The organism is Variovorax sp. CF079 (assembly GCF_900101545.1).
Lineage (GTDB): Bacteria > Pseudomonadota > Gammaproteobacteria > Burkholderiales > Burkholderiaceae_C > Variovorax.
Genome location: NZ_FMZU01000034.1, coordinates 18537 through 36635, shown reverse-complemented (window position 1 = coordinate 36635; position 18099 = coordinate 18537). Strand labels below are relative to the sequence as shown.

The following is an 18099-nucleotide window of genomic DNA, read 5'->3' as shown; positions in this document are numbered from 1 at the left end:
GAAGATCAAGCGGGCATGGGCTCGTCGACGGCCTGCCCGTGCAGCAGCGCGGCCAGCGCCGCCAGCCGCTGTGGGCACAGCGCCGTCTTGCGGTCGCCAACGCAAACGGCACTGCGAAAGCCCGCGAAATCGGGCGCCAGCGCCTGCAGCAAGGGAATATGCGTCGTGCGCAGCGCGCCCGCCAGCCCGACCAGCCGGCCCGAGGCGCGCACCAGCGCCAGAAAGTGGCGCAGGTCCGCCATCGGGACCGCATCGAACAGGCTGCCGGCCTGCTTGTCGGCGGTGTCGGCCATGAGCGCCGGAAACTCGAGCCCACAGGCATGCGCGACCAGCGCCGCATCCAGGCCGCGGTCGGCAACGAAGACCGGCACCACCGGCCAGTCGCAGGCCGCCAACGCGTCGAGCACGGCGAACGCCTCCGGCCCCCGCTCGATGCCGACCTTGACGTAGTCGACGCCGCAGGCGCCGACGGCCTCGACCTGAGCCCGGATGCGAGGCAGCGCGTGCATCGGCAGGTCGCCGATGGTCGCGCTCACGGGCCGTGCGATCTCGTGCGCTCGCAATGCACTCACGATGGCGGCGATCGTCGCCACCGGCAAGCCGCCCAATGCGCCCTCGCCGGGCTCCTTCAGGTCGATGAAGTCGGCCCCGCCGCGTGCCGCGAGCAGGGCCTCTTGCACGCTGCGGACACTCACGAGCATGCGCGTCATGATGTCCGCTCCTGCGCGCGGGCATGGTGCTGCGCGACCGCGGCGCGCAGCCATTCCCACGCTTCGCGCTCCTCGGGTCCCGCAGTCTTGTCGATCGCGATCTGCAGATAGCTCATTTCGGTTTCCACTTTCTCGGGTGCCAGCATATGCAGGCGGCTGACCAGCACGGCCCCTTCAATCACCGCGGCCTGGGCGCGGTTGAAGCCGGCGAAGGGTGCGTGCGTGGCCTCGTACACGGACATCATGCGCAACACCGGTCGCTGCGCGTCGTCGCGGCGCTCGGCCAGCTCCAGTTCGACGTGGCGCAGCGCACAGGCCAGCCGCACGCCGTCGATGCGTTCGGCCGCATGCGTGGGCCAGAGCTTGCGGCCGGTCACGCAGCCGGCGAACACGCGGGTGTCGCACACGATGTTGAGCACCGCACGGCCGGTGGCCACGATGTTGTCGTGCGTGGTGGAGGGCTTGAACGGCATCAGCACGATGCCGCCTTCCTGGTACCGAACTCCCATCGGCGCCACATGCGCCTGCCCGCCGGGCGCCACGGTAGTCACCACGGCTTCGAAGATCTGGTCGTTCATGGGAGTGCTCATGGCCCGGGCTCGGCCGCATTGTTTGTCGGCGCCTTCATGGTGCTTCCCGGCGCACACCAGCGCGCCAGGTCTTCGGTGGCCCGCGGCGCGGCGCAGCCCCAGTCCAGTGGCTGGTCCTGCACGTAGCGCTTGCCCAGCTGCCAGGCGATCTCCGCGCGCGCCAGCTCGACACCCATGTAGAAGGCATGGTCCGCATCGTCTTCCAGCTTGAGCTGCGGCCAGAGTTCGAAGGCGCCCTGCCCCAGGCGCATGCCGTCGCGGTTGTACACGTGCAGGCCGAGGGGCGAGATCTGCACGCGGAAGTTCGGGTCGCGCACCTGCGCGGCGATCTCGCCGATTTCTTCGGGCGTATCGGGAAACGGATGCTTGGCATGCACCGTCATCAGCGCGTCGCTCATGCCCTTGGGCAAGGTGCCGTGCTGAGCCGCCGCATGCATGATGCGGCGCGCCCAGTCGGCCTCGCACACCGCGCGGCGCGCATGCTGACTGACCTGGGTCGTCAGGACAGCGGCAACGTTCAGTTCGGCGGCGATGCCGAACAGCACGGCATTGATGCCGCTCGTGTCGGCCTCGGTGAGCTCGGTCAGGTTGCCGACGCCGAGCATGATCGGCGCGTCGGGAAAACGCGCGCGCAGCCGGTGGTAGCGCACGATCGAGGCGGTTAGCCCGAACGGTATCGGATCGAGGATCGAATCCGCCAGGAAGGCGCGCCCGCGGCGCTGCATCTGCACCACCGCTTCGTACAGCGACTCCTCGTCGGCCGGAACGCGCGGGATCAGCACCGGCGTCGCGGCGACCTCGTCGGCGATCCACAGGCTGTCCAGCGTGAGGCTCAGCAAATAGTCGGCGCCGGCCTTGCCGCCGCGCAGCAGTTCCTGTGAATCGCTCGAATCGACGCTGACCTGGAAGCCGGCGGCCTTCAGCGCCTGCACGCTCTCGGCCAGATGATCGAAGCGCGTCTCGGGCAGGCAACCGAGGTCGATGACGTTGGCGCCGTCTGCGGCCAGCCGCTGCGCCCGCTCGATGATCTGCGCCACCGACAGCCGCGGCGCATCGACGATCTCGGCGAAGATCGCAACCTGGTATTCGTTCAGGTCGATGTGCTGCGCAGCCCGGTTGAAGTGGCGCGGCAAGTCCTTCAACTCCTGCGGACCGCGCTCCACCGGAACGCCGTAATGAAGACTCAAGGCCTCGACATCGCCACGGCAGCGGCCTGGCACGATGATGCGATCGGCACGCCGCTTCTCGCCTTCGCCTTCGCTCAACACGGGCGCCGCCACGCGGCGGCGGATCAGGTCGGCCGTCATGAGCGCCGCCACCTGCAGCCCGATCTCTCGCACTTCCCATGTGAACGGAGCCGCCTCGATGCCGGCCAGCACCCGCGTGAGGCTGGCTTGGGCGAGGCGCCCGGTCAGGAAGACGATGTGTTCCATGCGAGAGAGAGTTCCTTCAGTCGTGCATCGAGCACAGCTTCGAGTTCGGCCGGTGAAGAGACCACCCGGCAGAAGTCGATGCCGCGCAGCCGCTCCACGTTGTCCAGTTCGATGCGCCGCGGGCGCAGCGTCACCCAGTCGTGCGGCGACTTGGTGACCACCACCGGTTCCGTATCGCATGCAAACACGATGCCAGGGATGCCGAGCTTGCCGGCCTGGGCGAACATGTTGGTCGGCAGCGTATCGCTGATGCCGAACGCGCACTTGGCCACCGTGTTGCTGGTCGCCGGCGCGACCACGACGGTGTGATAGATGTCGTCGTAGAGCATGCCCACCGGCACGCCGCTGGCCGTCTTGTCGCGGAACACGCGAAAGCGCGGTTTCAGCGTCTCGATGTGCAGCTTGTAGATCGGCAGCACTTCCTCGGCAGCGGCCGAGAGGAACAGGTCCACCGCCGGCAGCCGCGCCGCGAGCGCGAGCGACTCCTCGAGGAAATGACCGGAGCCGGTGATGCACCAGGCCAGGCGCGAACGCGGCGGCACTGCAGGCAGCTGCGGCTCGCCGGCTTCGAGAGCCAGGCCGGCGCCGCGCGGGTCGATGGCGACCGCATCGGAGTGCCCCAGATTGGCCATGGCCGATGGATGCGCGGACTCAGTCCGGCGGGGAGATCTCGATGTGGAGCTTGTGGAGTTTTCGGTACAAGGTGTTGCGGCTGACATCGAGCGCCTTGGCGACGTTGCTCACGTTCCAACGATGCTGCTCCAGCATCTGCAACAGTACCTGCCGCTCGTTGGCCTGAATCGGGTTGAGTTTGACCGCGGGCGCAGCGTCGGCAGATGCCGTGTTCGCCTCGGCATCCATCGCCTCGGCGACGGCGGGCAGCGCAGCATGGGCGTGCAGGGACGACGGCGCCTGCCGCGCCGCGAGCGAAGGCAGGTGCTCTCTCGTGATGGTCTTGCCGTCGGCCAGCGCGGCCGCGGTGCGCAGCACGTGGCGCAGCTGCCGCAGGTTGCCGGGCCATGGATGAGCCATCAGCAGGCGCTCGGCCTCTTCGCCCAGCCTGCACGCACTGCCGCCTTCGTCCGCCAGCACGGCCTGGATCAGCTCGCGCTTGTCGCTGCGGTCGCGCAAGGGCGGCAGGTCCAGCTCGATGCCGGCCAGCCGGTAATAGAGGTCCTCGCGGAATCGGCCTTCGCGCACCAGGCTCGGCAAATGGCGATGGCTCGCGCTCACGAGCTGGAAGTCCACAGGATGGGTTTCCTCGGTGCCGAGCGGCGTCACCTGGCGCTCGTCGAGCACACGCAGCAGGCGGGCCTGCAACTCCAGCGGCATGTCGGCGATCTCGTCGAGAAACAGCGTGCCGCCATCGGCCTGCAGGATCTTGCCGCGTCGTCCGCTGCGCTGCGCGCCGGTGAAGGCGCCGGCCTTGTAGCCGAAGAGCTCGGATTCGATCAAGGTTTCGGGCAGGCTTGCGCAGTTGACGGCGACGAAGGCGCCCTCGGCATGCGGACTGGTCTCGTGGATCGCTCGCGCGAAGACCTCCTTGCCGGAACCGGTCTCGCCGCACAACAGCACCGGGGTGCGGCGCGCCACCACGCGCCGCGCGGTGTCCAGATGGGCCACGAGCCGCGCGTCCTTGAAGGTGCGGATGATCGGCGCGCCACGCCCGGCAGACACTCGCGACGGCACGCGAACGCCTTCGCCCTGCGCCTCGTCCAGTGCCACGATGCCCATGCCCGCCACACGCGCACGCGCGGGCGTGGCAGCGTCCGACGCCGGCCGGCGCGCCACCGCGAAGAAGCGCAGCGCCGCCTTGGCGCGGTAGGCCACGACCGGGTGGAAGGAGGAGGACAGGCTGCGCTGCAGGATGTCTTCGAGCGAGGTCTGGAACAGGTCATCGATGCGCTGGGAACGAATCTCGTCCATCGATTGCAGGCCGAGCTGGAACAAGGCGCTGCGGTTGGCCGCAAGAATGCGCCCGTCCTCTCCGACCGCGAGCTTGCCCTCGTGCAGCGTGTAGACGAATTCGGGCCGGCTGTGGAAATGCAGCGGATGCGCATTCGAGAAACGCTTGTCGATGAGCCGGTTCTCGATCATGCGCGCCGTCATGCCCAGCAGGACCAGCACATGCTGCTGCATCAGGCTGGAGCGGCTGGTCACGTCGAGCACCGCGATGATCTCGCCGGTCGGATCGAGCACCGGCACCGCCGAACAAGTCAGCTGCGTGAACTGGCTGAAGAAATGCTCTTCCCGCCGCACGGAGATCGGATGCGCGGCCGCGAGGCAGGTGCCCATGCCGTTGGTGCCGGCTTCGGCTTCGCCCCACATGCCGCCGGCATGCAGGCCCATCGGCTCGACCTCGGCAGCGAACTCGGGCGAAGACACCATGTGCACGATCACGCCGTCGGTATCGGTCAGCACCACGGCGGACTCGGGGTCCGCGAGCTGCTGATAGAGCGTGGTCATCTCGTAGCGTGCGCATTCGATCACGTCGGCATGCTGGTTGCGCCGGCTTTGCAAGGCCGCAGACTCAATCACCACCGGTTCGCGCGCGCGCCCTGGGTCGAGCTGGTACTGATTCAGGCAGCGGCTCCACGAGCGCGTGACCAGATCGTTGCCCTCCTCGTGAAATCCTCGTCTCACGACATCGAGCACACGGTCGGCGTGGCGATCACCTTGCCGCGGCATCAATGTCATTGGAGTTCTCCGGCGCGTTCCATCGTGTCTCCTTGGTTGGCTCATTGTTGTGCTTGCCGGCATGCCGCGCACCCGGTGAAACACCGAGCCGGGGCAGCGCCGGAGCAGGTCCGTTCACTGGCCTGCATTTTGCGTTGATGAATCCCGCATGGGGGGCTCGACTCGCCAGCGGACACACTTTCAAACACATTCGAATTCACCTGGAGACATCACTTGAACACCAGCCTGCGTCCCTCCATCGACCACCCTTCCAATGTCTCCCTGGTCTCCGACACCGCCGATGCGACGGCACCGATGGACCTGATCTTCATCGAGGGCTTCAATGGCGAGACGGTGATCGGCATCCACGAGTCCGAACTGCACCGCCCGCAGCCGCTCCTGATTGACGTGTACGCAGGCGTGCCTCGCGCGCATGCCTGCGACACCGACTGCATCGGCGACACGATCGACTACAGCGTCGTGCGCGAACGCCTGCACAGGCTCCTGGTCGAACACCGGCTGCAACTGCTCGAGGCTTTCGCCGAGGCCATCGCCGACATTCTCATCAACGAATTCCGCGCGAGCTGGGTTCGCGTGAAGGTCGTGAAGCCGCGCAAGTTCGACGACGTGCAATCGGTCGGCGTTCAGATCGAGCGCCACGCGCCGACGTACCGCACGTCGAGATCGGCTCACAGCGCGACGGTGCTGAAGTTTCTCGCCAGCGGCATGGTGCCCGCCAAGCGCTGAGCGCGCCGCGCCTCGCTCCGAGGCGAAAGAAAAGAAGCCGGCCCGATTCACGCGCCGGCTTCTTCTCGTTAGTGCTTGTGGCCTACAGGTGTGCCGCGAACGGATGCGCAGTCGTGCCCTTCTTGTCCACCACTTCGGCGGCTGTGGGCGAGCCCGAAACGGCGCGCTGGATCGCCTCGCGCGTCGCCTGGTAGTTGTAGTCCTGGATTTTCTTGTCGTCGTCGGCGAGCCAATGGATGAATACGCCGACGCACAGGAACAGGTTGTCCGCCTCGGCCATGGGGATGGTGCCATCCTCGACGCTGTCGACCACCGCCAGCGCCACCGCGCGCTGCGCCGGTCCGAACATCTGCACCGCCTGCTTGGCGCCCTTGATGGTCACTTTGTTGAACATCACGGTCGCCGGCTTGGTCAGCAGGTTGGGGGCCACCACAGCGAGCAGCGAGGTAAAGCCATCCTTGTTGTTGGTCAACGCGTGGGCGAAGGCGGTTTCAGCGGCGCTGCCGCGCGGGCCGATGAGCAGGTCGATGTGGGCGACTTCATTGCCCTCGCCGACGAGCGATTCGCCCACCATCAGTCGATCGATTTTTGCCATGGTTTCGGGTCTCCTCTAAGGTGATACGGTCGTTACGACACCGGCCAGGATGACCAGCGCAATGTCATGGGTATCACGATCCGTGCCATCCGTTCGCTGCTTCGCGCGCGGGCGTCGGGCACGAGCCGATCCAGCCCGCAAGCAGCAGCGCCGCCACCGTGAAATCGGCGCTCGTCCCCGGGTTGATGCGTGCGGCCTTCAGTGACAGATCCCAACCGGCGAAGTCGGGCTCGGCATCGAGCACGGCGCCTGCGCGCTCGCGCTCACGCCAGGCCTGCGCCGCCGTCATGACAGTCTGTGCCACGCGCTCGCCGTGATTTCGCACAATGTGTGAATCCGCAAAGCCGCTCAGGCAAGCCAGGTAAAGCCGTTGGACGGAAGCCACAGTGGCGGCATCGGGCGGCGCCTCGCCGTCGACCGGGCCTTCGCCGCAAGTCATGCCGTGGATCGGCGCCTGGAAGGCCAGTGCAAACAGATCCGCAAAGCCGTCGCGGTACTGCCGCGCGATGAGATCGCGCTCCGCAGCCAGCGCCATCGCAGCACGCAGGTCGATGCTCGGATCGTCGTGCACATCCTCCGCCGGGGCGTTTCCCAGGCCGCCGGGGCGCGCGCGCGCAATCGCGCGATAGGCCGCGCGTGCATCATCGATGTCGAGCGCGGCCAGCACGGACTCGACCGCAGCATGCAAGGCCGCACAGGTCGTGGCGCCGGGGTGGCGCTCCATGGCCAGCGCGATCGGCGCGCACAGCAGCAGGATGCCGAGGTTGGTGTTGCATCCGGCGACCTCCCAAGTCGCGGCCACGGCGCGCTCGATGCGCCCGCCCACACATAAGCCGGGTTCGAACAGCGCGCCCGCCGCCGCTTGCGCGCTGGCGATGAACATCGAGGCCTGCATGCCGTGCCCCGGAGAGACGAGGCTGACGTTGCCCGGCTTGCGCACCGCGACGTCTAGCCAGCAGGCCCGCAGGAAGCAGGCCCGGGCCCTTTCGATCGCCGCCTGCTGCGCGCTCATCAGGCGCGGCGCTCCGGAGCCACGCCCTCCTCCAGGCGGCGGCGCGCCTGCGCCATCTTGCGGTCCAGCAAGTCGTCGACGATGGCCCCGGCGATGTTGAAAGCCGTCACGCGCTGCAGCCCCTGCCAGGCAGCGACGCCATTGACTTCCAGCACTTGGATCGGCGGCCCGCTCGCCGCTGCGATGAGGTCCACGCCCGCGTAGTCCATGTCCAGCGCGAGCGCGGCGCGTTCGGCCAACTGCGCGAGCGGCTGCTCCAGTTCGGCAGGCTCGCAGCGCGCACCCTGGGCCACGTTGTGGACCCAGTGCGCGCTCACGCGCCGCATCGCGGTCAGCGCGCGCCCGCCCACCACCAGCACGCGCCAGTCGAAGCCCGGCGCAGCCACCGGCGGCACGAAGCGCTGCAGATATGCCAAGCCCGCGTAACGTGCGTCGGTGTCGGGCATCGGGTGATGCACGCCGTCGACCTCGCCCACCAGCTGCAGGTCCTTGCCCTGCGAGCCGAACAAGGGCTTGAGCACCAGCGCATGGCCCGCAGCCGTCTCGCGCATCGCAATGCGCCGGGCCTGGGCCGCCGATTCCGTCGCCCAGGTGGCGGGGGCCGGAATGCGCGCGGCATGCAGCAGCAGGCTGGTCATCGACTTGTCCACCGAACGCTCGATCGCGCGGGCATCGTTGTAGACCGGCACGCCCAGCTCGCGCAGCGCGTGCAGCACGCCAAGGCGCTTCGTGACCTGCTCGAAACTGCCGCCGGCAATGCCCCGGACCAGGACCGCGTCGGGCAGTTCGCGCCCGTAGCCGGGAATGACCAGGCCATGCCATGCCGCAGTGGTGTCGATCTGGCAGGCCGCCAGGTCGACGCAGCGCCCTACCGCACCGCGCGTGCGCAGCGCGGCTTGCAGCTGGCGCGTGTGCCAACCGATTTCGTCACTCATGATGACCACGCGAATGGTCATGGACTCACCCCGCGCATGCGATCCATCATTTCAGGCCTCCTGCAGCCACAGGCGCTGCAGCAGCGCCATGTCGGACGCTCCGCCGTGCCAGGTGTTGCCGCTGTCGAGATTGCTGACCCATACCTCGGCCGGGGCGAACAGCGCGCCATCGATCTTGTAGAAGTCGTACGCCACCTCCTTGAAGATCTCCGCGAACGAACGCCCGTAGTCGCGCGAGTTGCGCGAGGGCAGCGCACGGGCCAGCGCGCGGGCCGCGTCGTCGTCGCCGCGCACCGTCAGATGCACGCGGCCGCCGTACAGGATCGCGTCGTTGGTGCGCCCCATGGCCTCGACGCCATCGCTGCTGGGCGACGGCAGCGGAGCGCTGGCGTCGCCATCGACGATGTCCGCCAGCGCATAGCCCAGTTCGTGCGCCTTGTGCAGCGCCACTTCGAGCACGCGCGCCACCACCTGCGTGGTGCCCGCGAGACTGGTGGTGGGCGTGAGGATCAGCGTCAGCGCCTGCGCGGGCAGGTCGCAGTCGCGCAGCAGCTTGTCGACCACGATCTTCGGCGGCGTGCGATCGACTTCCAGCACGAGCACGCCGAAGTCCGCGCGATCGCGGTAGCCCAGCTCGGCGAAGAGTTTTTCCTTGACCGCCAGCGCGCGCGCCGGACCGGAGCCGAGCGAGAAGAACTTCTTGCCGCCGGTCTCCTCCTTGGTCGCCGACAGGCTCCAGCCCGCGTACTGGCTGCCCAGGCACGCCAGTACCGGCTGCGAACTGCGCACGTCGAGCCAGGTCGGCCAGCCTTCGGCGCTGCCGCCGCTGCGCAGGTGCGCATGCCCCAGTCCACCCATGCAGATCTCGCCGATCCGCAGCCCGGCAGCCATGCTGCCGCGCGCCTCGATGCCGGCATCGACGATGTGGACCCCGGTGTCGTCGCGGCGCACATGCAGGCCCAGCGCATCGGCATCGGCCAGCAGGCGTTCGACCAATGGCTGCGCCAACAGGTTGACGCTCAGGCCCGCGGCCGCCGCCGGCGAGGAAGTGTTGCTCATGCCAAGGTCTCCAGTGATTGCAGCAGCCGCTCGCGGCCTTCGTTCAAGCGCGTGCGAACCTGCTGGGCGCTGCTTGCGCTCGCCGTCAGGGTGCACACGGGGTCGTCGATGCCGAAGCGCTGGCCGGCATCGGGGAGGTCGCGAATGCCGGGCCATGCGGCGAGCCGCTGCGCTGCCGGCGCGTCGAGCTGCAGGGCTCGCGGCGCGAACACGATCTCCATGCCTTCGACATCTTGCGCAGGCAAGGGCGTTGCCGGCGGCAACTCCCCGTCCAGGCAGGCGCGCAAGTGCGCCTGCATCAGGCCCGGCGAGCCGGCCGGCCGACGGTAGAGGCTCATGCTCGCCGGCGGCCTCGGATTGACTTCCAGCACGCCGATGGCGTCGCCGTCGCGCATGAAATCGAGACTGCACAGGCCGCAGAGCTCGAACTCCGCGGTGAGCGCCAGCGCGATGGCCGTGACGCGGCGCGCCATGTCGGCCGCTACGGGGACCGGGCCGACCGCGCCGCAAAAAACAAAAGGCCGCGCGCCGAAACTGCGCACGCTCAGTTCGTTGAAGCCGAGCACATGGACATTGCGTCCATTGGCGATGAAGGTGGCCGACATCGGCAGCCCCGGCATCTCGCGCTGGTAATAGCGGTGCGCGCTGGGCCGCTCGTCCTTCGGCCAGGGCGCGCGGCGAACATGCCAGCCGCCGCAGCCATGTGCATCCTTCATCAACCACCCTGCAGGATTCTCGGGAGGCTCGAAGCTCACCTGCGGATGCGGCATGCGCTCGGCCGCGAGAAAGCCGAAGAACATCACCGGATCGCGCAGGCGGCGCACCGCGGCCGCTGCAGTGCCGATCAGCGGCAGTACGGCCGCGCCCTGTTCGAGCAACGCGGGCTCCCCCTCGAAACCGCTGCCCGCCACCCATCCCACGACCGGCCCCCCGCCTTCACGTTCGCGCGCCAGCTCGCGCAATGCGGCCAAGACCCGCACGCCATCGATATGGAGGCTTCCAGGCGCGCCGATCGGCAGCCAGCGCGAGGCCGCGCGCCGCGTGTCGACATCGCCGAACAGGTCGAGCGCGACCACGTCGAAGCCGTCGTGCGCTGCCGCCTCGGCCATGGCACGCGCGGAGATTGCGGCGACTGCGAGCGTGCGCATCGCGCGAGCGCGCCTCACGCCGCCTTGCCGGCCTGCTCGGCCAGGAAGGCGCGGGCAACCGCGAAGGCCTCGGGGAAGCTCAGCACCTGCGCCTTCTCGGCCTCGCACATCTGCACCAGCAAACGATGCTGCGTCTGGTACTTGACGTTGCCCACCGCCAGCGCGCCGATGCCGACGGCCTGCGTGCCGGCCAATGGCTTGGCGTCGTCCATCACACCGACGCCGGCGATGCCTTCGGGCGGCACGGCATTCACGTCGGCCGCGACCTTGAGCCGGGTGGCGGCGCCGAGCGCCTCGATCGACACCACCTGGACGCCGGCCGCCGCGCAGGCCAGCAGCACATCGGCCTCGGCGATGGATCTGCGCACCGCGGCCGGGTCTCCGCCGGACAGGCCGTGCAAGGTCACGCCGAAGCGCCGCCCGGTTTCCTGAGCGGCTTCCTCAGCCGCGTCGATGCCGTTGCGGCTGGACAGAAAGACCTCGGCGCCGGCCTGCGCGGCGATCACGCCGGCCACGCGGCCTACCGGGCCCGTGCCGCCCAGAATCACCACGCGCTGGCCTTCCAGACCTTGGGGCTGGTGGCGCTTCAAAGCGGCCTCGACACAGGCCACCATGGCCGCGGCGGTGGTGTAGGCGCCGCTCGGATCGGCCATCAGCGAGACGACGAAGGGCTTGACCATCGAGGTCCTCGCGCGCTCGAGCATGTCGGCGGCCAGCTGCGCATCGCGTCCGCCGATGAAGATGCCGGTGCGTGCGGCGCCCTTCGGCCCGCGCGAAAAGATGGTGTCCTGCGTCAGTGCAGTGATGCGATCGAGGTCCACCTCGCAGTAGGGCACGATGATCTGATAACCCGCATCCGCCGCCATGTTGATGTCGAAGGGACTCATCTGGCGGCCGGGCGTGAACATGTGGAGGATGCGGGGACGTTCCATGGGAGCTTTCGGTGTGGATGGTTGTCTGCGGCGTGTTCAATCGATGCGCGGGTCCGAGCTGACTTCGCACACCATCGCGGCGTGGTTGCGGCCGGACACGATGCGCAACTTCAGATGGGCGTCGACCCGACCGGCTGCCTGCGCGGCTTCGACCAGCGCTTCGGCGCGCGCTTGCGAAGGCAGGATGGCGAAACCCGTGGGACCCCACGAGCTTTGACCGATCGCGGCCGACGGCCCGGCCTTCGCATCGCGGCTCGCCTCGGCGATCCACTGCATCAGCCGGCCGACCGCCGGGCTCGTGAAGGCACCGCCCTGCGCCGGCGCGAAGTGCTCGCCGAGCAGCTGCTGCATCCGGCGGATGCCTGCGGCGAACGGCGCGAATTCCGCGCTCGCCGCCCCCGGCAGGATGCGCATCAGGACCTGGTGGCAGATGTCGGCGGCGCGAGCCTGCGGCAAGGGCGGCAAGGCGGCAATGGCCTTCTTTTCCGCGCTGCCCGACAGGCCCCGATGCGAGGGGTCCTGGGCCACGACGATGCGCCACGCCTCGGGGAAGGCAACGCGCGACAGCAGCGGCGCGGGCAGGCCGTCCGTGCCGGGGCCGCCATCGACGAGCAAGCCTCCGGCGTCGAAGCCCGCGATCCCGACGCCCGATCGCAGGCCGCGGCCGAGCCATTGCGCCAGCGTGGCGGTGTTCAGATCCAGGCCATGCCAGTGCGCGAAGGCCCGACCGATGGCGCACGCGAGCTGTGTGCCGGAGCCGAAGCCCGCGTGAGGCGGCAACACCTGCCGCAGCCGCAGGGACAGCGGCGCATGGCGGCCGCTGCGCTGGCGCAGCAACTGCAGGAAGGCGCCGGCGCGATCGAGTTCCGCTTGCGCGGCCGGCGTATCCCCCGTCATGCGGTCCGAGGCCGCCGCTGCCAACTCGACCTCGGTCGTGAAGCCATCGATCACCAGCCCAAGGCTGCCGAACGCGCGCCCCAGCGAGCCGGCGGGATCGAAAAAGCCCAGATGCAGCCGCCCGGGCGCGTCCACGCACACCGTGCGCACGCTCAGGTGGGGCCTGGAAGCAAGGGCGGTGTCGGGTGGGGTCATGGGCGGTGTCGTGCGACGAAACGAAGGTTGGACCTGCTTGTCAAAGCAAGGGCCGTTCCGCCGGCGCGCCCACAGGGCCACACCGCGCCTTGGCTCGTGGTGCGCGCCGCTGATGTCCCAGGACTGGAACAATGTGTCACACGCTGCGGTAGCAGCGGCGACGAAGCTCCCTTTCAGGCCCGACCTGGTAGTTCATGACCCAACCGCGTCCTGTGCGGCCAGTGCGATGGTTCGCTTGGCAATGTTGACGAGGTGGATCTGACTCGTTCCCTCGTAGAGCCGGAACAGGCGCACATCGCGGTAGAAGCGCTCAGCCACATTGCCGGCCATGTAGCCGCTGCCACCGAAAACCTGCACGGCCCGATCTGCGACACGGCCGCACATCTCGGAGGCGAACAGTTTGCACATGGACGCTTCCATCGTGACGTCGGCGCCGTCGTCTCGCTTGCGTGCGGTCTCGAGCACCAGTGCACGCGCCGCATGCACCTCCGTGTTGCTCTCGGCGATCATCTGCTGCACCAGCTGGAACTCGCCGATCGGCTGCCCGAACTGGTGGCGTGATTGCGCGTGCTTCGCCATTTCCTCGACGAGCCGGATCGCGGGGCCGGTGCACAGGGCGGCGAGATTGATGCGCTGCTTGTTCAGCGTCTTCATGGCGGTGCGGAAGCCCTGCCCTTCGATGCCGCCGACGATGGCGGAGGCTGCAACCCTGACCCGGTCCAGCACGACCTCGCCCACCGGGGAGCCATGCTGGCCCAGCTTGCGATAGGGCGCCGAAGTCGACAAGCCCGGTGTGCCCCGCTCGACGAGGAATGCGGTGATGCCCTTGGCGCCTTTCGCGTCCGGGTCCGTCCTGGCGAAGACGGTGAACAGGTTGGCGATCGGTGCGTTGGTGATGAAGCATTTCTTCCCGGTGATCAGGAAGCTGTCGCCGTCGCGCACCGCGACCGTCTTCTGTGCCGTCGCGTCGGAGCCGGCTTCCGGCTCGGTCAACGCGAAGCAGCCGGTCATCTCGCCGCTGGCCAGCCGCGGCAGGTAGGTCTTCTTCTGCCCGGGCGTCCCGTCGACCACGATGGACTCCGACGCGATGCCGGTGTTGCCGCCGAAGCGCGCCCGGAACGTGGTTGCCACCTGCGAGACCTCGATGTTCACCAGCGACAACTCCTCCGTGCTCAGGCCGGCGCCGCCATAGGCCTCGGGGATGCTGTGGCCGAACAGCCCGATCTCGCGCATGCGCTGCACCAGCGCCTCGGGGATCTCGTCGTTGCGGTCGACCTCCTCCTCGAGGGGCAGGCACTCGGCGCGGACGAACTGCCGAACTTCGGCGAGCAGGGCCGAGAATTTTTCCGGGTTACGCATCACGTGTCTATCCGACGCGGACTTCCCGCAGCAGCGCGTACACCGAATCCCCGGGCGCTGCGCAACCCACCGGCTGTCGCACACCGAACAGGGCCTCATCGGCAAGCGCGAGCTCCGGGCGCTCGCGCTCCTCGATCCAGTCGTACACGACCGTTCTGGCGGCGATCCGCCACTCGCCGTGCCGGCGTTCGAAGCGGTCGACGTAGCGTCCGCACAAGAAGGTCTGCTTGGAGTTCCCGGCAGGAGCCTGCAGCGCAAGAAAATAGCTCTCCACCGCAGCGACACCATCATGCAGCTCGATGGAGACATTGCTCACCTGGTGCACGCGCCGGCCGCCCAGGCGCAGGCGTTGCAAGGCCTGATCGATGAAACCCGTGGCGCTGCCGTTCCAGGCGCCGTGGCAATCCGTGGCGTCCTCCCAGTAGGCGGATCGCAGCGCCGCCTCGTCGGCACGGTCGATGCCGCGGCAGTAGCGATTGAGGCACTCCCGGATCGCCTCGCGATCGAGCAGGGCCTGCAGTTGCGCAGCGGAGCTCATTGCGCCGGGGTGGCCGCGCGCTTGAACAGCTGCACGACGTTGCCTTCGGGGTCGCGCAGCGACATCACCGCACCGTGCGCCCCCATGTCACGGATGCCGAGCACCTGGCCGCCCGCGCCGGCGATGCGTTCCTCGGCACCGGCGAAGTCCTCCACCTCGAACACCATCACGAGCCCGGACCTCGCCGGCGCCGCTTCTTCCTTGCACGCCACGGCCACACTGGTGTTGCCCACGCCGTACTGGAACCAGCGGTCCTTGTCCCGGAACTTGAGCTTGAGCCCCAGCGCGGATTCGTAGAAGGAATGCAGTTCGACCGGCCGCTGCGCCACCACGTACACGTTCTGCAGCCGTTTGGGAGCGCTGTCCGTCGCGCTCACAGCGAAGTCTCCGACGCGCCGCCGTCGAGGCGCAGCACATCCGCGCTGATGAACCGGGAGCCGTCCCCGGCCAGGAAGCAGATCGCGTCGGCGATGTCTTCCACCGTGCCGAGCCGGCCGAGCGGCGTGCGCGCGATGCGCTTCGCATCGAGTTCCGCGTTGCGGTGCTTCGCCGTGCCTTCCGTCGGCACCGCACCCGGCGCGACCGCATTGACGCGGATGCCGCGCGCGCCCAGGTCGGCGGCCGCGGCCCGGGTGATCCCGAGCACGCCGGCCTTGAGGCCGCTGTACACCACCGACCGGGCCGGCGACTTGAAGGCAGCGATGGACGCCACATTGATGATGGAGCCGCCGCGCTCCGGGTCCATCGCCTCGGCGGCGGCCTGGATGCCCCAGATCACCGACTTGAAGCCGATGTCGACCATGCGGTCCATCACCTCGGGCGTGATCTCCGCCAGCGGCTGGTAGCGCACCCAGGCGGCGTTGTTGACCATCACGTCGAGCCGCCCTGCGTCACGCGCGAAGCGCAGCACGGCTTCGCGCATGCCGTCGCGGGTGGAGACATCCTGCGCCAGGGGCATCGCCTTGCCGCCCAGCCGATGAATCTCGGCAACGGTTTCTTCGACGAATTCCTGCTTGAGGTCGTTGACGCCGACGGTGGCGCCGAGCCGGGCCATGGTCAGCGCGGTGGCCCGGCCGATGCCGTGGCCGGCGCCGCTGATAAATGCCACGCGGCCTTCGAGAGAGGGATTCATGGATTGCCTTTCGTTTCCGGCACCAGCAGCGCATCGAGCGCGAACGCGCCCTGCCCCTGGTCCATCACCACCAATGGATTGATGTCGATCTCCGCGACGACATCGGCGTGCTGCGCAGCGAATTGCGAGAGCGCCGCGACGGCGCGCGCCGCCGCCGCCACGTCCGCCTTTGCCCGGCCGCGCGCGCCGTCGAGCAGGGGGAAGGCCCTGAGCGAGCGCAGCATCTGCGTCGCCTGCTGTTCGGTCACGGGCGCGATCTGCAGAGCCACGTCACGCAGCACCTCGGCAAAGATTCCGCCCAGGCCCACCATCACGACCGGCCCGAAGACTGGGTCCTTCTTGGTCCCGAGGATCAGTTCGATGCCGCCCTGCGCCATCTGCGCCACCAGCACGCCGGCGATCCGGGCTTCTGGCGCCTTCTGCGCGACGCGCGCCAGCAGGCTGTCGTACTCGGTCGCGAGTTGCGCCTCCGAGCGCACGCCGACCACGACGCCGCCGACCTCGGTCTTGTGCGGAATGTCGGGCGAGACGATCTTGAGCACAACCGGAAATCCGATTTCGCGCGCCGCCGTCAGCGCCGCATCCCGGCTGGCTGCCGTGACTTCCTTCAGCACGGGAACGCCCGCCTGCGCGAGCGCCGCCTTGGCGCTCGCCTCGTTGGCGAATGCTTCTTGCGGCAGCGCATCGGTCGAAGACAACGTCGCTGCCGTCGCGGCTTGTTCGCCCCGCGTACCGAGCCGCACCAGCGCCGCCAGGGTCGAGCAGGCCGCGTCGATGGTTTCCACCGTGGGGAAGCCCATCCGGTTCAGTTGCGCGATCGTGTCGCGCGGCGCTTTGCAGCACAGCAGGATGAGCCGCGACGGATGGTCTAGCCGCACCTGCTCCAGCGCGGCGATATACACGTCGCGCAGCCGCGGCATCTGGAAGGCATAGGCGGACTGCAGGATCACCGCATCGCACACGGGGTCTTCCGCCACCGCGGACAGCACCTGGACCAGCAACTCCGGCCGGCTCGACACCTGCGCGGTCATGTCGACCGGATTGCCGGGCGATGCGTAGGGCAGCGCCGAGAGGATGCGCTCCTGCGCGCGCGCGGAAAGCTTCGGCAGATCCAGGCCCTGGGCGCTGGCCGCATCGGCCATCAGCACTCCGAAGCCGCCGGAGGCCGTCACCAGCGCGGCGCGCTTGCCCTTCGGCGCGCGGGCAGTGCCAACCACCGAGACGGCGTGGCCAACGTCCAGCAACTGTTCGATGCTCGGCACCCGGATGGCGCCGCCGTTGCGCAGCACCACGTCGAACACCGCGTCCGAACCGGCCAGCGCGCCGGTGTGCGAGGCAGCCGCTTCGCTGCCGGCGTGGGACACGCCGACCTTCAGCACGATGATCGGCTTGCCGGCCTCGCGCGCCATCGCCAGCGCCCGAACCAGCTTGCCCGCGTTGCGGCAGGTTTCCATGCAGCACAGGATCACCGAGGTGGCCGGGTCGGTGGCCAGCGAGGCGATGCCGTCGGCGATGTCCACGTCGCATTCGTTGCCTGTGGTGAGCAGGCGGCTGATGCCGATGCCGCGATCGACAGCGAGCCGCATCGTGTAGCTGCCGAGGTTGCCGCTCTGCGACACGATGCCGACGTGGCCCGCGGTGGGGAACGCCGACTCGAGCGCCACCGAAAAAGTGGCGATGCTCTTTTCCGCGACGCCAATGGAGCCCAGGCAGTTCGGGCCGACCACGCGCATGCCTGACGACCTGGCCACCTTGCCGATCTCGGCCTGCAGCCGGCTGCCCGCTTCACCCATCTCGGAGAAGCCGGAGGAGAGGATGACCGCCGCGCGCACCCCGCTCCTCGCGCAGTCCTTGATCGCCTCCAGCACGCTCTCGGGGGGAACCGCCATCACGGCCAACTCCGGTGCCTCCGGCAGGTCCGCCACGCTCGCATAGGCCTGAAGCGACTGCACCGTGCCGCCCTTGCGGTTGATCGGATAGATCGCGCCGCGGTAGCCGTACTTCTGCAGGAACTGCAGCGGCCGCCCGCCGATCTTGGTCACGTCCTCCGACGCGCCGAAGATCGCGATCGAACGCGGCTGGAACAGCGCGTCCAGACCCCTTCCCACTTCCACGACTTCCGCGACTGCAACGACGGCCAT

At 68.7% G+C, this 18099-nt stretch carries 18 protein-coding genes; 1 reads left to right on the top strand and 17 read right to left on the bottom strand.

From position 1 onward, the window contains the following. Positions 1-5 precede the first annotated feature (5 nt). The 5 genes from BLS74_RS31730 to BLS74_RS31710 are packed head-to-tail and all read right to left on the bottom strand — an operon-like array spanning position 6 to position 5430. The gene (locus BLS74_RS31730; protein ID WP_244504114.1) at positions 6-710 is read right to left on the bottom strand and encodes a (5-formylfuran-3-yl)methyl phosphate synthase; all 705 of its coding nucleotides are present in this window, start codon (positions 708-710) and stop codon (positions 6-8) included. After that, positions 707-1288, bottom strand: a complete 582-nt coding sequence (locus BLS74_RS31725; RefSeq protein ID WP_093111700.1) for a DUF447 domain-containing protein — start codon at positions 1286-1288, stop codon at positions 707-709. The genes BLS74_RS31730 and BLS74_RS31725 overlap by 4 nt, the downstream gene beginning before the upstream one ends. Positions 1289-1296: 8 nt before the next feature. Further along, positions 1297-2733, bottom strand: coding sequence for a DUF6513 domain-containing protein (locus BLS74_RS31720; protein ID WP_093111698.1), 1437 nt, complete (start codon positions 2731-2733; stop codon positions 1297-1299). After that, positions 2712-3365, bottom strand: a complete 654-nt coding sequence (locus BLS74_RS31715; RefSeq protein ID WP_093111696.1) for a flavoprotein — start codon at positions 3363-3365, stop codon at positions 2712-2714. The genes BLS74_RS31720 and BLS74_RS31715 overlap by 22 nt, the downstream gene beginning before the upstream one ends. Positions 3366-3384: 19 nt before the next feature. Then, positions 3385-5430, bottom strand: coding sequence for a sigma-54-dependent Fis family transcriptional regulator (locus tag BLS74_RS31710; protein WP_093111694.1), 2046 nt, complete (start codon positions 5428-5430; stop codon positions 3385-3387). Between the two features lie 213 nt (positions 5431-5643). Between BLS74_RS31710 and BLS74_RS31705 the strand changes: the two genes are divergently transcribed. Continuing rightward, on the top strand, positions 5644-6156 hold the full coding sequence (locus BLS74_RS31705) for a dihydroneopterin aldolase (RefSeq protein WP_348272454.1): 513 nt from the start codon (positions 5644-5646) through the stop codon (positions 6154-6156). Positions 6157-6238: 82 nt separating this feature from the next. Here BLS74_RS31705 and fae read toward each other — a convergent pair whose 3' ends face one another. The 12 genes from fae to BLS74_RS31645 all read right to left on the bottom strand — a co-directional run bounded on the left by fae (position 6239) and on the right by BLS74_RS31645 (position 18099). Next, complete coding sequence (fae, locus tag BLS74_RS31700; protein WP_093111692.1) at positions 6239-6751, bottom strand: formaldehyde-activating enzyme; 513 nt, start codon at positions 6749-6751, stop codon at positions 6239-6241. A gap of 73 nt (positions 6752-6824) precedes the next feature. After that, on the bottom strand, positions 6825-7763 hold the full coding sequence (locus BLS74_RS31695) for a triphosphoribosyl-dephospho-CoA synthase (RefSeq protein WP_093111690.1): 939 nt from the start codon (positions 7761-7763) through the stop codon (positions 6825-6827). Beyond that, entirely contained in the window at positions 7763-8719 is a 957-nt protein-coding gene (locus BLS74_RS31690) for an ATP-grasp domain-containing protein (RefSeq protein ID WP_093111688.1), read from the bottom strand. The genes BLS74_RS31695 and BLS74_RS31690 overlap by 1 nt, the downstream gene beginning before the upstream one ends. Before the next feature lie 30 nt (positions 8720-8749). Continuing rightward, positions 8750-9757: a methenyltetrahydromethanopterin cyclohydrolase gene (gene mch, locus BLS74_RS31685; protein WP_093111686.1), complete on the bottom strand. Its 1008-nt coding sequence runs from the start codon at positions 9755-9757 to the stop codon at positions 8750-8752. After that, entirely contained in the window at positions 9754-10905 is a 1152-nt protein-coding gene (locus tag BLS74_RS31680) for an ATP-grasp domain-containing protein (protein ID WP_093111684.1), read from the bottom strand. The genes mch and BLS74_RS31680 overlap by 4 nt, the downstream gene beginning before the upstream one ends. Before the next feature lie 14 nt (positions 10906-10919). After that, positions 10920-11837 (bottom strand): NAD(P)-dependent methylenetetrahydromethanopterin dehydrogenase, encoded by a 918-nt coding sequence (locus BLS74_RS31675; RefSeq protein ID WP_093111682.1) that lies wholly within the window; start codon positions 11835-11837, stop codon positions 10920-10922. Between the two features lie 36 nt (positions 11838-11873). After that, positions 11874-12929, bottom strand: coding sequence for a beta-ribofuranosylaminobenzene 5'-phosphate synthase family protein (locus BLS74_RS31670; protein ID WP_093111680.1), 1056 nt, complete (start codon positions 12927-12929; stop codon positions 11874-11876). Positions 12930-13121: 192 nt separating this feature from the next. Beyond that, on the bottom strand, positions 13122-14291 hold the full coding sequence (locus tag BLS74_RS31665) for an acyl-CoA dehydrogenase family protein (RefSeq protein ID WP_093111678.1): 1170 nt from the start codon (positions 14289-14291) through the stop codon (positions 13122-13124). 4 nt (positions 14292-14295) lie between these two features. Beyond that, a complete protein-coding gene (locus BLS74_RS31660; protein WP_093111676.1) occupies positions 14296-14826 on the bottom strand; it encodes a nuclear transport factor 2 family protein in 531 nt (176 codons plus the stop codon). Next, a complete protein-coding gene (locus BLS74_RS31655) occupies positions 14823-15203 on the bottom strand; it encodes a VOC family protein (RefSeq protein WP_093111673.1) in 381 nt (126 codons plus the stop codon). Before BLS74_RS31655 ends, BLS74_RS31660 begins: the two co-directional genes overlap by 4 nt. Continuing rightward, entirely contained in the window at positions 15200-15958 is a 759-nt protein-coding gene (locus tag BLS74_RS31650) for an SDR family NAD(P)-dependent oxidoreductase (RefSeq protein ID WP_093111671.1), read from the bottom strand. The genes BLS74_RS31655 and BLS74_RS31650 overlap by 4 nt, the downstream gene beginning before the upstream one ends. Next, positions 15955-18099 carry an acetate--CoA ligase family protein gene (locus tag BLS74_RS31645; protein WP_093111669.1) on the bottom strand — a complete coding sequence of 715 codons (2145 nt, stop codon included), beginning with the start codon at positions 18097-18099 and terminating at the stop codon, positions 15955-15957. The genes BLS74_RS31650 and BLS74_RS31645 overlap by 4 nt, the downstream gene beginning before the upstream one ends.